Below are 14,927 nucleotides of genomic sequence, written 5' to 3'. Positions count from 1 at the left end.
AGGTACTGCGCCGCGACGAACAGCGCGTTCAGCCCGGCAATGCCGGCGCCGGTGATGGCTAGGTCGAAATGGGGCACGACGATCTCCGGTTGTTCTGATCCACGTAATGCAGCAGCGCGCGTGCAGGGGGCAAGCGCGGGCTGCTCTTTCGCTGCGTCCCCGCCGCGCCTATGTGGGGCGAATGGCGCATCCTCTCGACCGTCTCAGGCAGGACATCACCGGCTGCAGGCTTTGCGCCGGGCGCTTTGCCGCGACCGCCACCCGTCATGCGCCGCGCCCCGTCGCGTGGTTCCGCCCCGGCGCGCGGGTGCTGGTGGCCGGACAGGCGCCGGGCCTGCGTGTGCACCAGTCGGGCATTCCCTTCGACGACCGCTCGGGCGACCGGCTGCGCGACTGGATGGGGATCGGCCGCGAGGCATTCTACGATCGCTCCCGCTTTGCCATCCTGCCGATGGGCTTCTGCTTTCCGGGCTATGACGCAAAGGGCAGCGACCTGCCGCCGCGCAGGGAATGCGCGCCTGAATGGCGGGAGGAGGCCATGGCGGCGATGCCGCAGATCGAACTGGTTCTGGCGATCGGCATGTATGCGCAGAAGTGGCACATGGGGGAGGCCAGCCGCAAGACGTTGACCGAGACCGTACGAAACTGGCGGGAGAGCTACTTTGCCAACCGCGCGCCGCGCATCCTGTCGCTGCCGCACCCGAGCTGGCGCAACACCGGCTGGCTGAAGAAGAATCCGTGGTTTGAGGACGAAGTGCTGCCGGAACTGAAAAGAGCTGTGCGGATCTACGGCGGTGGCTGAAAAATCATCCTTTCTTTCGCCCCCACTTTTGCTATAACAGGAAATATTTTTTACGGAGAGGGGAAATGGACCGTCTGGATAGAAAGATTTTGCGCCTTCTTCAGGAAGACTCGACGCTGGCCGTTGCCGATATCGGCAAGAAGGTCGGGCTTTCCACCACGCCCTGCTGGCGCCGCATCCAGAAGATGGAGGAAGAGGGCGTGATCAGGCGGCGCGTGGCGCTGCTCGATCCGGAGAAGGTCAACGCCAATGTCACGGTCTTCGTCGCCATCCGCACCAACTCCCACTCGGTCGAGTGGCTGAGGCGGTTCTCCGAGGTCATCGGCGACTTTCCCGAAGTGCTCGAGTTCTACCGCATGAGTGGCGACGTCGATTACCTGCTGCGGGTCGTGGTGCCGGATATCGCCGCCTATGACGCCTTCTACAAGCGGCTGATCGCCAAGATCGAGATCCGCGATGTTTCCTCGTCCTTCGCCATGGAGCAAATCAAGTTTTCGACCGAACTCCCGCTTGACTATATGGCGGTGGAGCCGTCCAGGACCGGAGACTGAGCCCGCCGGACTGCGCGGCATCAAGTAGAAGTTGCGCTCTTCCTGGCGATGTGACCATTTGTTAAGCATTCGCTGTTAAACAGTCATAAAGCATAATTCGTGAGGATTGCGTTATGACGAGAGCAGTTGCGACGGCCTTTCTGGTCGTCCTGGCCGGGGGGCCGTCACTGGCGGCGGACCTTGCGGTCACGGCGCCGGCGCCGGTCTATCAGGAAGTCTATGTCGAGGAAGAGGAATTGCCGTGGGACGGCCCCTATCTCGGCCTCAGGGGCGGGTATGACTGGACACAGGTCCGCGGCACGATTTCGGGCGCGTCCGGCAGTTCCTCGTGGTCCAACGGTATTGCGGGACCGATCGTCGGCGCCTTCGCCGGCTATAATTTCCAGTTCGACAACAATCTCGTGGCCGGCGCTGAGGTCGACGGCGACTATACCTTTGACATGAGCCAGTATGTCGCCGGCGGCGTCTCGCGCAACCACGGCATCAACTGGGGCGGATCCTTGCGGGGCCGCATCGGCTACTCCCTCGGCAACGCGCTGATCTACGGCACGGCCGGCGCCGCGGTCGCGAACTTCTATCTCGGCACGGGCTCGAAGCGCCCGCATGAGGTGATCTACGGCTACACGGTCGGCGCCGGCGTCGACTATGCCTTTACGGAGAATATCTTCGCCCGGCTCGAATATCGCTACACCGGCTATCCGAGCGCCGATTTCTCCCGCTATTTCGGCAAGGGCAACACGGCGGATCAGGAGACGTCTTCGAACACCGTCACCGCAGGTCTTGGTGTTAAATTCTAGCGATCTTCCTTCGGCGGCGACGATCAGACGGCCTTGCGGCTTTACGCAGGGCCGTTTTTTTACTATTGAGCGGCCTCGTTGAAATGGCCGTGCAGGACGGCCTTTCGTCCACCCGCATTCGTTGGCGGGACTGGTTCAAGGAGAAGATATGTCCGATCAGATTTCCCTCATTTTCCCCGATGGCTCCAAGCGCGACTACGCCGCCGGCACGACCGGCCGGGATGTTGCCGAGTCAATCTCCAAATCCCTCGCCAAGAAAGCCGTCGCCATTGCGCTTGACGGCGAATTGCGCGATCTCGCCGACCCGGTCGAGGACGGCCGCATCGAGATCGTCACCCGCGCCGATGACCGCGCGCTCGAGCTGATCCGCCACGACTGCGCCCATGTGATGGCCGAGGCCGTGCAGGAATTGTGGCCGGGAACGCAGGTGACCATCGGTCCGGTGATCGAGAACGGCTTCTACTACGATTTCGCCCGCGAGACGCCCTTCACGCCCGACGATCTGCCGAAGATCGAGAAGAAGATGAGGGAGATCATCAAGCGCAACGCCCCCTTCACCAAGGAAGTCTGGTCGCGCGAGAAGGCCAGGCAGGTCTTCGCCGAAAAAGGCGAGGTCTACAAGGTCGAGCTTGTCGACGCGATTCCCGAAGACCAGGACGTCAAGATCTATTCCCAGGGCGACTGGTTCGACCTCTGCCGCGGGCCGCACATGACTTCAACCGGCCAGATCGGCGATGCCTTCAAGCTGATGAAGGTGGCCGGCGCCTATTGGCGCGGTGACAGCAACAACCCGATGCTGACCCGCATCTACGGCACGGCCTGGGCGGAGAAGCAGCAGCTCGATGCCTATATCACCTTCCTTGAGGAGGCGGAAAAGCGCGACCATCGCCGGCTCGGCCGCGAGATGGACCTGTTCCATTTCCAGGAAGAAGGCCCGGGCGTCGTGTTCTGGCATTCCAAGGGCTGGCGCATGTTCCAGTCGTTGACCTCCTATATGCGACGCCGTCTCGAGGGCGAGTATGAGGAGGTCAACGCGCCGCAGGTGCTGGATACGGCCCTGTGGCGGACCTCCGGCCATTGGGAATGGTACCGCGAGAACATGTTCGCGGTCGCCTGCGCCGACGAGGAAGCCGAGGACAAGCGCGTCTTCGCGCTGAAGCCGATGAACTGCCCCGGCCATGTGCAGCTGTTCAAGCACGGTCTGAAGTCCTACCGCGAACTGCCGATCCGCTATGCGGAATTCGGCGTCGTGCATCGCTATGAGCCATCGGGCGCGATGCACGGGCTGATGCGCGTGCGCGGCTTTACCCAGGACGATGCCCACGTCTTTTGCACCGAGGAACAGCTTGCCGAGGAATGCCTGAAGATCAATGACCTGATCCTGTCGGTCTACGAGGATTTCGGCTTCAAGGAAATTGTCGTCAAGCTCTCCACCCGGCCGGAAAAACGCGTCGGCTCGGACGAGAACTGGGATCACGCCGAGGCGATCATGACCGAGGTGCTGAAGACCATCGAGCAACAGTCGGGCGGGCGGATCAAGACCGGCATCCTGCCGGGCGAGGGCGCCTTCTACGGTCCGAAGTTCGAATATACGCTGAAGGATGCGATCGGGCGCGAATGGCAGTGCGGCACCACCCAGGTGGACTTCAACCTGCCGGAACGCTTCGGCGCGTTTTATATCGACTCGACCTCGGAGAAGAAGCAGCCGGTGATGATCCACCGCGCCATCTGCGGTTCGCTCGAACGTTTCCTCGGCATCCTGATCGAGAACCATGCCGGCCATATGCCGCTGTGGTTCGCCCCGCAGCAGGTGGTGGTCGCGACCATCACCTCCGAGGCGGACGACTATGGCCGCAAAGTCGCCGAGAAGCTGCGCGCCGCCGGGCTTACGGTCGGGACCGACTTCCGCAACGAGAAGATCAACTACAAGGTCCGCGAACATTCGCTGGCCAAGGTGCCGGTCATTCTCGTCTGCGGCATGCGCGAGGCGGAAGAGGAAGCGGTCAATATCCGCCGCCTCGGCTCGCACGACCAGCAGTCGATGGCGCTCGCCGATGCGATCGCCATGCTGACCGACGAGGCAACGCCGCCGGACCTGAAGCGCAAGCGCGCTCTGGCGTAAGGAAAAAAGGACGGCGCGGTTTTCTGGCCGCGCCGTTTTGTCTTTCAGGGACGGTATTCGACGATCGCGGCGCGGCGGCGGGCCATGACGGCCGAGACCTTGCGGGCGATCACGGCGATCCTGTCTCTTGTGCGGTTGAGGGCGACTTCCGGCGCCGAACGACCGTAGGACTTTCGCGTGCCCCGCTCCTCGATCGACGTGGCGACATCTTCCGCGCCGGCCCCGCCTGTCACGTAGCGGTTCTGCACGCAAAGGGCGGGCACGACCTGCATCACGGAAAGATCGTTGCGAATGCCGGCCCTCGGATCGAACAGGGCCGCGTCGACCGGAACGAACAGCTTTTCGCTGCGGGCCAGCATCGTCTCGGCGCCTTGCCGGGTGATGACATAACCGGCGGAGCCGATATGGCAGCCGACGAGGCGCTTGACGGCATGGTCGCCGAGCGTGAGTTCGGTTTTCCGCGCCAGTTCCGCGGGCTTCATGCTGGTTTCGAACTTCACGACATCGACGCCTGCGGGGAGCCGGCTTTCGAGGCCGTCAAGCACGGCGCGGGTTGCGGCGCTGATCTCGACATCATCCTCGAAGATGGAGGCTGACGGCGCGTCGCTTTCCAGAAGCGCGGCCCATGCGCGGCGGTGGCTGAGGTAGCAGCCGATCTCCCCGCGCGTCATTTCACGGCTGAAGGGGGCGGGAAAGGCCGAAAGCCGGGCGGCCTCGTGATCGCCGAGCAGACGGGCATCGCTTGCCGCAAGCCGGGTGAAGTCCAGCCCACGCGCCGCCATGATGGCCGTGATCGCGGCAAGGCGCTCGGTATCCCGGTCGAGGTTGATGACGAATGTGAGCAAGGCCTGGCTTTCTTGGACAAGGGGAAAGACCGCTTCCGGTCGTCGGCTATATAGCGGAACTCCGGCCGATGGGAACAGGGAAAACGGCGTCGCTGTCCGTCGAAACGTCTGCGGTCACCGGAAGGCGACGACGCGCTTGCGGTAGCCGCGCAGAGCGTTGCGCGCCTTGAGGTAGAAAGCCCTTGACCGGTCGAGAAGGCGATACCGAAGCTGCGCCAACTGATTTTCGCCGTAAGACTTCCTACCGCTCGGGACATTATGCGACGGAAATCCGGCTCGGTCGACATTGGTGCGCTCCGCAATATCGTCCTGGATGCAGATCGCCGGTTCCAGCTGATACACAATCGGCCGGCTTTCGACGGCGACCTGCGGGCTGAACATCATCGCATCGACGCCGACGGCAAGCTTGCGGCTGTTGGCCAGCAGCTTCTCGGCGCCCTTGCGGGTAACGATGTAGCCCGCCGCGCCATGATGACGTCCGGTCAATCGCACCAGCTTCCGGCCGAGAACCGCGCTTTCGGCTTTTTCCGGCAGCGGGACTTTCTGCAGGCAGGTTTCGAGCTTCACGATATCCGCATCGGCTGGCAGCCACGTCTCCGGCGCGTCGAGCAGCTTGTCCGCATCCTCCCCGAGATGCACATCGTCCTCGAAGATCGCGGCCACGGCGGCGTCAGTCTCCAGAAACCGCTCCCAGGCGTGGACATGGCTGAGATAGCAGCCAACCTGCGACGGGCTCAGGTCGAAGCTTCCGGCCGCGGGAAAAGCGAGGCGTTCGGACCGTTCGGCGTCCGTCATCTTGCGCCCATCGACGGCCGGAAGCCGTTCGAAGGCGAGGCCTTTGGCGGCGAAGACAGCGGTTGCGTGCGCGAGGCGATCGCGGTCGTCTTCGAGGTTGAGCAGGTAGATTTTCATGGTGGGCTAGTCTCGCTTCGGTCCGGTTTCAATCCACGCTTTCGTCCGGCAGGTCGGCCTTGTCCTCGTCAAGCAGCAGCTCGACCTGCGTCGACTGGCCCGGCGCAACGGTGAAATTCTTCTCGTAGACGGTGTCCTTGTTGCGGGCGATCGCGGTGTATTCGCCCTCCGCCAGGATCATCGAGGGGAAGGCGCTGCGGCTTTCGGTCAGCACATCGCCGGAGGCGCCGAGCACGGTCCAGAGCGTGTCGGCAAGCGCCTCGCCGCCCTTTTCGGCGGCAAGCGTGAGCGTGACGGTGGCGGCATGCTGCTTCAGCGTCGCCTCGGTGATCTCGCCGGCCCTGACCTTGAGCCGGGCGTGGGCCTCGGCGTTGAGATCGCCATAATAGGAGATCACCTCGTAGGTTCCGGCGCGCAGCCGCAGGATTGTCTCCGGCTTGACGTTTTCGATGACGAGTTCGCGTTTTTCACCCCGGTCCTCATAGATGGTGAACCGGAGCAGGTCGGGGTCGGCGCGGCTGTGATCGCCGAGCGTGGCGTTGAGCACGAGGCCGCCGGCCTCGAGCACCAGGGAGACGTCCACCTTGTCCTCGCCGGTGCGCGGAACCGAGATCTTGCGGGTGGTCGAAGCGCGTCCGAAGGCGCAGTTGACGAAATACTCGCCGGCGGGCAGCTCGATCGCCTTGCTGCCGCCTTCGGCGGAAGCCACCAGTTCCAGCCGGCCGTTGCTGTCAGGAACCGATTTGAACACGCGCCAGGTCAGTCCCTCGCGCATCACCGCGCCGTCTTTCGTCAGGCGCGCCTCGAAGGCGACCGTCCGCTTGACGCCGGGCTCCTGCGTGCCGCGCATCAGCGAGAACGGGTCTTCGCCGGCGCTCTGTCCCGCGGCCGGCAGGGCGGAGAGCATCAGGACGCAGAAGAGGGCGGCAGGAAGCCGCAGGAGGAGCGATCGGTAATGAGCAAAGAGAGACATGTTTCTCGCCGGTTGACTTGCGGTGCGCAAGCGTTCACTGCAAATTCGTAAAAAGCGTTTTGGCCTGATTATCGTGGCCTTTTCAAGGGCAAGGGCCGCTGTTTTCGAACGAATGAGGTTTGCGTTGAACGAGAAGAATGAAGCCGTCGTCGAATTTCTGAAAACCCGCCGGTCCACGCCGGTGCTGCAGCTTGCAGAACCCGGCCCCTCCCGCGCCGAGCTTGAGGAGATCCTGACGATCGCCGCGCGGGTGCCCGATCACGGCAAGCTCGCCCCCTGGCGTTTCATCGTCTATGCCGGCACGGCGCGCGCCGAGGTCGGCGAGGCGCTTGCCGAGATAACCCTTGCCGACGATGCGACGGCCGCGTCCGAACGCCTCAAGCTCGAACGCGAACGGCTGACGCGCGCGCCGCTGGTCGTCGGCGTCATCAGCCGCGCCGCGGTCCATCCGAAAATTCCCGAATGGGAGCAGGTCATGTCGGCGGGCGCCGCCTGCTACAATCTGGTGGCCGCCGCCAATGCCTTCGGCTACGGCGCCACCTGGCTCAGCGAGTGGTATGCCTTCGACGAGCGCGCCTTTCCGGCACTCGGCGTCGAAGCGGGCGAGCGCGTGGCCGGCTTCGTCCATATCGGCACGCGCCGCGAGGCGCCTTTCGAGCGCGTCCGGCCGGCGCTCGCCGACGTCGTGACCTGGCGCGGGGATCTCTGAGATGTTCTACACCACCGACAGGAACGCGCACGGCCTGCCGCACGATCCGTTCAAGGCGATCGTCTCGCCGCGTCCCATCGGCTGGATCGGCTCGCGCAGCGGCAGGGGCGAGGACAATCTCGCGCCCTATTCCTTCTTCAACGCCGTCTCCGCCGCGCCGCCGGTGGTGATGTTCTCGTCCGATACCGTCAAGGACAGCGTGCGCAATATCGACGAGACCGGCGTCTTCACCGTCAATCTGGCCAGCAGGGACCTTGCCGAACAGATGAACGTCACCTCGGCCCCGCTGGAACGCGGCGAAAGCGAGTTCGCGGCGGCGGGTCTCACGCCCGTCACCGGCAGGCTGGTCGACGCGCCGTGTGTCGGCGAGGCCTACGCGGTGCTGGAATGCCGGATGACGGCAATCATGGCGCCGCCGACGCTTGCGGGCACGGTCACGCAGAGCCGCATGGTCTTCGGCCAGGTGGTCGCGATCCACATCAAGGACGAGGCGCTGACGCCCGAGGGGCGGCTCGATATGGCAAAGGTGCGTCCGCTCGCGCGTCTCGGCTACCGCGACTATTGCGATGGCGGCGATGTGTTCGAGATGGTCCGGCCGCGATAGGGGGCGGGCGCGAATTTCCGGCGCCTCTGTCAGGCGGCGCCGAAGGCGCTCTTGATGATGCCGATGTGGTCCGGATTTTCGGTGAGCTTGCCGGCAAAGCCCGTGCGCGCCGCCTGGTGGCACGAGGTCTCGAATGCCGCTGCCGGAGAACGTGCCGCCGAAAAATCGATGGCCGGCACGCCGAGATTGCGCGCGGCGAGCATGGTCGCGACGGCGCCCTGACGGGCAATCTCGCCGTCTGCCGGCTCCAGCGCGTCGCCGTCATAACCGAGCGCGATCAGGCGGCGGTGCCGGTGGAGAAAATGGCGGGCATTCAGGAGTCCGCCGCCATTGTCGCCGATCATGGCGATCAGCGCGATCGAGCCTTCTTCCAGCTCCTCGCGCGCCTCGACGACCCTCAGCAGCGTCTCGGCCATCTGGATGCGGGCGGCGCTTTCCACGCCGCGCAGGATGATGCCGTCGGGCGAGGCGCGGGCGGCGCGCGAAAAATCGTCGACATTATAGGCTTTTGATATCGGCTCGCAGATCAGGAAGATCGGCAGCGAGGGCAACACGCTCCTGAGCGAGGCGATGCGCTCCTCAAGCCGGTCCTCGCCCTTGGCGGAAAGACACAGGCAATCCGGACGGTGTGCCTGCGGATCGAAGGGAACGGGGTCGTCCGTCGCCATGCCGAGCAGCCAGACTTTCATGCGGCGAATGTCCATCGTCATGCCTCCAACCGGGTCTCCCACGCAAGGCAGGATGACCGAATGCTGGCCGCTTGGAAATGGCGTTCTGCGCCTTTCCACTTGTAATATGACAGTTTTGCGTCGCCCGCGCGCAAAAAAAGCCGGGCAGGGATATTGCCCGGCATCATCGATCAGGCGGACTTGCGCATCTCGGCCAGCGGGCCGGCCCATTTGTAGAGCTCGTCGAGCAGGCCGGTCGCGCCCGCCTTCATCTCGTCATTTGGCGTCAGTTGTCCGTCCTCGCCGATGAATTTCGGGAAGAAGGGAATCGGCACGACCTGGGGAAGGGGGTGGGCGTTGAGGTTGACGATCAGCGTGCGCAGCTCCTGGGCGGCGCGCAGCCCGCCGGAGACGCCGCCATAGCTGACGACGCCGGCCGGCTTGTAGCCCCACTCCTTGTAGACCACCTGCAGCGCGTTCACGAGCGTAGCCGGGGCGAAGAAGTCATATTCCGGTGTCACGAAGATGAAGGCGTCGGCGGAAGCGACGCTCTCGCTCCACTTGCGGGTATGCTCATGCTCGTATTCCTGCAGCCGCGGATGCTTCGGCTCATCAAGGAAGGGCAGCTTGAAATCGTCGAGATCGACGACCTCGACTTCGAACTTGCCATGGTCGCGGGCGAAATCGCCGACCCATTTGGCAATAGACGGGCCGACCCGGCCCGGACGGGTGCTGCCGATGATGACGTTGAGCTTCATGGAATTCTCCTGGCCGCGGCGCGAGGGACATGCCGTCGACGCCGAATTGCGAAAGAACAGACCGGGCGGAAGACTGTCCGTCGGTCCTGAATGAACACGTGAGGAAAATAGGGGCGCGCGATGGGCGAGGCAAGGGAGGGCAGGGATGAGACCAGGTCACTTGCCGGTAACCGTGGGCGAACGAAAGGCACACGCGCCGCGCCGGAAGGCGGGGCGCGAGGCTTCTCGGACGAGAAGAAGTCAGGCCGCTGTCGGCCGCTGCTTCCTACTGGTAGACGACGATTGGCGCCGGGAGATTGTTGACCCGGTTGTAAAGGTCGATCACGTCCTGGTTCAGCATGCGGATGCAGCCGGAGGAGACGGCCTTGCCGATCGAGGTCCAGTCCGGATTGCCGTGGACGCGGTAGAGCGTGTCCTTGCCGTTTTCGAAGATGTAGAGCGCGCGCGCGCCGAGCGGGTTCATCAGGCCCGGCTCCATGCCGCCGTTCTCGTTGGAGTATTTCTCAAGCTTCGGGTCGCGCTCGATCATCTCCTTCGGGGGGAACCATTTCGGCCATTCCTGCTTCCACTTGATCACGCCGTTGCCGCCCCAGGAGAAGCCGGCGCGGCCGATGCCGACGCCGTAGCGCATGGCCATGCCATTCTCGCCGACGAGGTAGAGGAAGCGGTTCGGCGTATCGACGACGACCGTGCCGGGCGCTTCGCCGGTCGGATCCCGCACTTCCTGGCGGTAGTAGAGCGGGTCGATCTGACGCCACGGAACCGCCGGGATCATGTAGCCATTGTCCTCCAGCGGACCGTACATCGCGTCGAGCTGTGCCGCGGTGTAGGGCGTGCCGCCGATCAGCGGTTCCGCCGGGGCCATGGGCTGGGCCGGGTACTGGCTCACGCAGCCGGTGAGGATTGCGGTGGTCGAAACGGCGCCGAGAAGGAAGGTGCGGCGCGCCATCGTCTTGTCAACGAGCATTCAAGCCTCTTGATCATTGGAAAAGTCTAGTCCTAAACGGCTTTTAGCCGAGCGCGTTCCACCTTGATAGCGCCACCCGGTCACAATTGCGCCATCACGTTGCTTGGCCGGGCAGGTGTGACCGAAAACACGCAGTTTTGCCGCGCCTGCCCCTGCCGAGGCCTTATTCCACCGCGCAGCCGGTATCCCTGCCGAGATTGCAGATGTCCTTCAGCGCCTGGGTGCGGACCGGGCTCCAGTCATCGGGATTGGAAACGGCGACCCAGGCGTCAATATAGTCGCGGGCGAGGTAATTGTGCCCGAAGCCTGCCGGAAGCGCCTTTGACAACGCCATGTCGAGGGCAAGCTGGAACTGGGTCACCACCGGCACGAAGCGCAGGTAGGGCGAGACGTCGGGCGCCGGTTTCTCCTTCATCCATTCCGGCTCGCGGAGGCCCGAATTCGGCTCGAAAAATACAATGGGATCAGAAGCGTATTGGAGAAAGTTTATTCTGATTCGACCCCACGCGTCGCCGCTCTGCGAAGGCTTGCGGAACTGCGAGGAGAAGCGGACGACCGCGCCGTCGTCGACAATCGGCAGGACATAGGGCGTGCCCTCATTGCGCGCCGAAACCGTCTGGCGCCAGAGATAGGACGGGAAGGGCGGGCCGGCCCAGACAGCGCCCGCCACGGGCTGGTCCAGCATCTGGAACACGTTGAAGGAATGCATCGACGACCATGCGCCGAGGCTGATGCCGTGCATGTAGAGTTCCGGGCGGCTGTCCTCCGGCAGCGTGAGCCAGTGGTGGTAGACGGCATTCATGGTCGCGCTCGCCTGCTCGAGGCCGGTGTCGGTCTCGAAGATCAGCGCCAGCGGCGACTGCAGGAAGGAATACTGCACCGCGACCGTCGCAACATCGCCATTCTGCATGAATTCCAGCGTGTCATGGGCGCCGGGGTCGAGCCAGCCGGTGCCGGTGGGACTGGCGATCAGCAGGATCTTGCGGTCGAAGGCGCCGAGCCGGATCAGTTCCTGCAGCGCGATTTCGGCTCTTTCCTTCGGGTCTTCGTCCTGCGAACGGCCGACATAGACGCGGATCGGGCGTTCGGCGGGAACGCCGCTGAAGGCCTCGATGTCCGCCGCCGAGGGCGCGCCGGTGACGAAGTTGCGCCCGGGCTGCCCCATCGCCTCCCAGCTGACGAGCGATTCGCGGCTGCCGGGAATGAAGGCGTCCGTCGGCGGGGGCGGCGCGGTTTCGAACAGGTCCTGCGCCGTCTCATAGGTCTCGTCGAGAAACTCGATGGCCGACGGCAGGACCCAGTCGCGCGAGGCGACGAAGATGACGAGCAGCACGATCACCAGACCGAGCAGATTGGCCGCGCGCGGCGGGATTATCCGGTAGAGCCGACGCCGAAGCGCGTCGAATGCGGACTGGAACAGCGCGCCGATCACGAACAGGACGGCAAAGGTCACAAGTCCGATGACGAGAATGGCCAGCACCGCGCCGCCTTCCAGCAGCTCCATGCTGACGCGCGAGCGCACGGAATTCTGCCATTCGGTCCACATCGACAGGCAGAAGACGAGCAGGGCAAGCGAGGCCGCAAGAACAATGGCGCGGCCGACGAGCCGCCAGGTGCCGCGCGGCTCGGGGATCTGCAGCGCGCGCCAGAGCGCCAGCAGAAACCGGCCGATCATGTAGCCAAGCGCCATAACCAGGCCGGCCAGCACGCCCTGCAGCGGCCAGCCGCGCGGAATGAGCGACGGTGTCAGCGAGGCGGCGAAAAACACCAGCCCCAGCGAAAGGGCGAAGATGCTGACGCTATACCAGCGCCGGCCTTGGCGATCATCCTGTTCCATCTCGTTCGACCCGTCTCTCTGTTCTTGGTTCTAATTGTTTGTTTAATTGAAGATTTTTTCAATTCTGCGTTTGAAGGCGTCCTGATCGGAACCAGCGGCGGCGAGAATGTCCTCGACCTCGAAGAAATCCATCGGATTGAAGCCACCGACCGCCGGTTCGATGAAGACATCGGGACGCGCGCATTTGACCTTCTCGGCGACGATCGAGCGCTGGGTGATGCTGAAGGAGCCGGCCCAGGTTTCGAACGAGCCCGGAATTTCGCCGGTGTCCTCGATATCGGTGCCGGTCACATCGATCGCGACGGTGACATAGCGGGCCTTGTCCAGGAGATCGAAGGGCGTCGGATTGACGAAGCCGCCGTCGATCAGCACGCGCCCGTCGCGCCGGACCGGGGTCAGCAGCACGGGCAGGCAGGAGGAGGCGGCAATTGCCGAGAGAAGCGGCCCCTCGCGCATCACATATTCGTTCTGGCGATAGAAATCGGTTGCGACGATGGTCAGCGGTATTTCGAGCTCGGCAAAATCCCGGGCCATGCCCTCGGGAAACAGTGCCGCAAACAGCACTTCGGGCTCCACGACTGCGGGCCGGAAGATGTTGATCAGAGACCCCCAGGTGTCGCCGGTATCGATCAGGAGCTTCTTCAGAAGGGACTGGCGGCGCGTGAACAGGTCGACGACATAGTCGCGAATCTCGCGGCCGCTCATGCCGTCGCAATAGAGCGCGCCGAGGATCGAGCCCATGGACGTTCCCGCGACTTCTTTCGGGCGAATGCCGAGCGTATCCAGGCTTTCCAGATAGGGGATATGGGCAAAGGCCTTGGCCGCGCCGCCGCCAAGGGCGAGCGCAAGCCCGTCCTTCTTATCCGGCTGATCGACGAAGGCGTTGGCCATGGCTGGCTCCCTGGAAAGTGGCGTTTGCGCGCGGGCCGTTCCGGAGATCAGGCCGGCGCCTGCCGCAAGCAGGAGATTTCGACGTTGGACCATGGCTCTTTTCCGCTTGAGGACGCGTGACCGGACTATAATTAGACCGGCAGGGGCAGGCAAGCAAAGGCGGAAACGCCGGATGATCAGCGTTAATCCTCTGCATGAACTTCAGCGTTATTTATGTGAAGTTAACTATATAAGTTTCTGAAAATTATATGAAAAATTATTCCAAGGAAGATTTTCCGGGATCGATCCGATCTCGTCACTCGCGATGAAGCAAGGAGCGAGAAGCAGCGGCTGGCCGCAGGCAGGCGGAACCCGGAATTGCGGCCATCTTGTCTCGGGTGGGCGAGGCTTGGGGCGAACGGCCGGCGGCCGAGCGCCAGGGCCGGGCGACCGCCTCGGGGCGCCTGCGATCGGCTCCGCTTTTTCTGGAAACGCGCTAGATATCGAGGTTCTCCGCGAAGGCGGCGTTTTCCTGGATGAAGCGGAAACGGGCGTCGGCCTTGGTGCCCATCAGGTCGTCGACGGCGGCCTTGGTGCCCTCGAAATCCACCGCGTCGATATCGACCCTGAGCAGCATGCGCTTCTTCGGGTCCATCGTGGTTTCCTTCAGCTGGGCGGGCAGCATTTCGCCAAGCCCCTTGAAGCGGCTGATCTCCACCTTGCCGCGCCCGGTGAAATAGCTCTCCATCAGCTCGGCGCGGTGTGCGTCGTCGCGGGCATAGGCCGTCTTGCCGCCCTGTGTGATCTTGTAGAGCGGCGGCACGGCCAGATAAAGGTGGCCCTGGCGGATCAGCTCCGGCATTTCCTTGTAGAAAAACGTGATCAGCAGCGAGGCGATGTGGGCGCCGTCGACGTCGGCATCGGTCATGATGATGATCCGCTCGTAGCGCAGGTCCTCCTCGCGGTACTTCGTCCGCGTGCCGCAGCCGAGCGCCTGGATCAGGTCGGCCAGCAACTGGTTGGAGGTGAACTTGTCGCGGCCGGCGCTCGCCACGTTCAGGATCTTGCCCCTGAGCGGCAGGATCGCCTGGTTGGTGCGGTTGCGCGCCTGCTTGGCCGAGCCGCCGGCCGAATCGCCTTCCACGAGAAACAGTTCCGCGCCTGCCGCGGTGTTCTGCGAACAGTCGGCGAGCTTGCCGGGAAGCCGCAGTTTCTTGACGGCGGACTTGCGGTTGACCTCGCGTTCCTTGCGCCGGCGCAACCGCTCCTCGGAGCGCTCGATCACCCAGTCGAGCAGTTTCTCGGCTTCCATCGGGTTGGCGGAAAGGTAGAGGTCGAAGGGGTCGCGCAGCGCGTTTTCGACGATGCGCTGGGCCTCCACGGTCGCCAGCCTGTCCTTGGTCTGGCCGACGAATTCCGGCTCGCGGATGAAGACCGAGAGCATGCCGATCGCCGAGATCATCACGTCGTCGGTGGTGATCTGCGCGCCGCGCTTGTTGCCGATCATCTCGG

General features: G+C 63.9%; 15 protein-coding genes. 6 read left to right on the top strand and 9 right to left on the bottom strand.

What is annotated here, in order from left to right:
* The first annotated feature begins 181 nt into the window (after nt 1-181).
* The 4 genes from AC5DC2_RS08910 (at nt 182) to thrS (ending at nt 4,272) form a co-directional block, all read left to right on the top strand.
* Complete coding sequence (locus AC5DC2_RS08910) at nt 182-802, top strand: uracil-DNA glycosylase family protein (RefSeq protein WP_491698246.1); 621 nt, start codon at nt 182-184, stop codon at nt 800-802.
* 65 nt (nt 803-867) lie between these two features.
* The gene (locus AC5DC2_RS08905) at nt 868-1,353 is read left to right on the top strand and encodes an Lrp/AsnC family transcriptional regulator (RefSeq protein WP_024707460.1); all 486 of its coding nucleotides are present in this window, start codon (nt 868-870) and stop codon (nt 1,351-1,353) included.
* 113 nt (nt 1,354-1,466) lie between these two features.
* Nucleotides 1,467-2,150 carry an outer membrane protein gene (locus AC5DC2_RS08900; protein ID WP_024707459.1) on the top strand — a complete coding sequence of 228 codons (684 nt, stop codon included), beginning with the start codon at nt 1,467-1,469 and terminating at the stop codon, nt 2,148-2,150.
* A 148-nt stretch (nt 2,151-2,298) separates the two neighbouring features.
* On the top strand, nt 2,299-4,272 hold the full coding sequence (gene thrS, locus AC5DC2_RS08895) for a threonine--tRNA ligase (RefSeq protein WP_491698245.1): 1,974 nt from the start codon (nt 2,299-2,301) through the stop codon (nt 4,270-4,272).
* Nucleotides 4,273-4,316: 44 nt separating this feature from the next.
* Here thrS and AC5DC2_RS08890 read toward each other — a convergent pair whose 3' ends face one another.
* From AC5DC2_RS08890 to AC5DC2_RS08880, 3 genes are all read right to left on the bottom strand, one after another.
* Nucleotides 4,317-5,117, bottom strand: coding sequence for a glycosyltransferase family 25 protein (locus AC5DC2_RS08890; protein ID WP_491698244.1), 801 nt, complete (start codon nt 5,115-5,117; stop codon nt 4,317-4,319).
* A 114-nt stretch (nt 5,118-5,231) separates the two neighbouring features.
* Complete coding sequence (locus AC5DC2_RS08885; protein WP_491698243.1) at nt 5,232-6,029, bottom strand: glycosyltransferase family 25 protein; 798 nt, start codon at nt 6,027-6,029, stop codon at nt 5,232-5,234.
* Between the two features lie 28 nt (nt 6,030-6,057).
* The gene (locus AC5DC2_RS08880; protein ID WP_152534491.1) at nt 6,058-7,002 is read right to left on the bottom strand and encodes an RgsD C-terminal domain-containing protein; all 945 of its coding nucleotides are present in this window, start codon (nt 7,000-7,002) and stop codon (nt 6,058-6,060) included.
* Between the two features lie 124 nt (nt 7,003-7,126).
* On the opposite strand from AC5DC2_RS08880, the gene AC5DC2_RS08875 reads away from it, so the two are divergent.
* The gene (locus tag AC5DC2_RS08875) at nt 7,127-7,711 is read left to right on the top strand and encodes a nitroreductase family protein (RefSeq protein ID WP_491698242.1); all 585 of its coding nucleotides are present in this window, start codon (nt 7,127-7,129) and stop codon (nt 7,709-7,711) included.
* 1 nt (nt 7,712) lies between these two features.
* The gene (locus tag AC5DC2_RS08870; protein ID WP_491698241.1) at nt 7,713-8,315 is read left to right on the top strand and encodes a flavin reductase family protein; all 603 of its coding nucleotides are present in this window, start codon (nt 7,713-7,715) and stop codon (nt 8,313-8,315) included.
* Between the two features lie 29 nt (nt 8,316-8,344).
* Here AC5DC2_RS08870 and AC5DC2_RS08865 read toward each other — a convergent pair whose 3' ends face one another.
* The 6 genes from AC5DC2_RS08865 to AC5DC2_RS08840 all read right to left on the bottom strand — a co-directional run.
* Nucleotides 8,345-9,025: a hypothetical protein gene (locus AC5DC2_RS08865; RefSeq protein ID WP_491698240.1), complete on the bottom strand. Its 681-nt coding sequence runs from the start codon at nt 9,023-9,025 to the stop codon at nt 8,345-8,347.
* A gap of 149 nt (nt 9,026-9,174) precedes the next feature.
* The gene (locus AC5DC2_RS08860; protein ID WP_024707451.1) at nt 9,175-9,741 is read right to left on the bottom strand and encodes an NADPH-dependent FMN reductase; all 567 of its coding nucleotides are present in this window, start codon (nt 9,739-9,741) and stop codon (nt 9,175-9,177) included.
* A gap of 265 nt (nt 9,742-10,006) precedes the next feature.
* On the bottom strand, nt 10,007-10,708 hold the full coding sequence (locus AC5DC2_RS08855; protein WP_024707450.1) for a L,D-transpeptidase: 702 nt from the start codon (nt 10,706-10,708) through the stop codon (nt 10,007-10,009).
* Between the two features lie 163 nt (nt 10,709-10,871).
* Nucleotides 10,872-12,545 carry an alpha/beta hydrolase gene (locus AC5DC2_RS08850; RefSeq protein WP_491698239.1) on the bottom strand — a complete coding sequence of 558 codons (1,674 nt, stop codon included), beginning with the start codon at nt 12,543-12,545 and terminating at the stop codon, nt 10,872-10,874.
* Nucleotides 12,546-12,587: 42 nt separating this feature from the next.
* Nucleotides 12,588-13,529, bottom strand: a complete 942-nt coding sequence (locus tag AC5DC2_RS08845) for a patatin-like phospholipase family protein (RefSeq protein WP_491698238.1) — start codon at nt 13,527-13,529, stop codon at nt 12,588-12,590.
* 382 nt (nt 13,530-13,911) lie between these two features.
* The coding region (locus AC5DC2_RS08840; RefSeq protein WP_491698237.1) for a toprim domain-containing protein at nt 13,912-14,927 on the bottom strand (1,016 nt) is incomplete at its 5' end.

It is taken from the genome of Martelella sp. (assembly GCF_984369615.1).
This window is presented reverse-complemented; position numbering and strand designations above follow the sequence as displayed.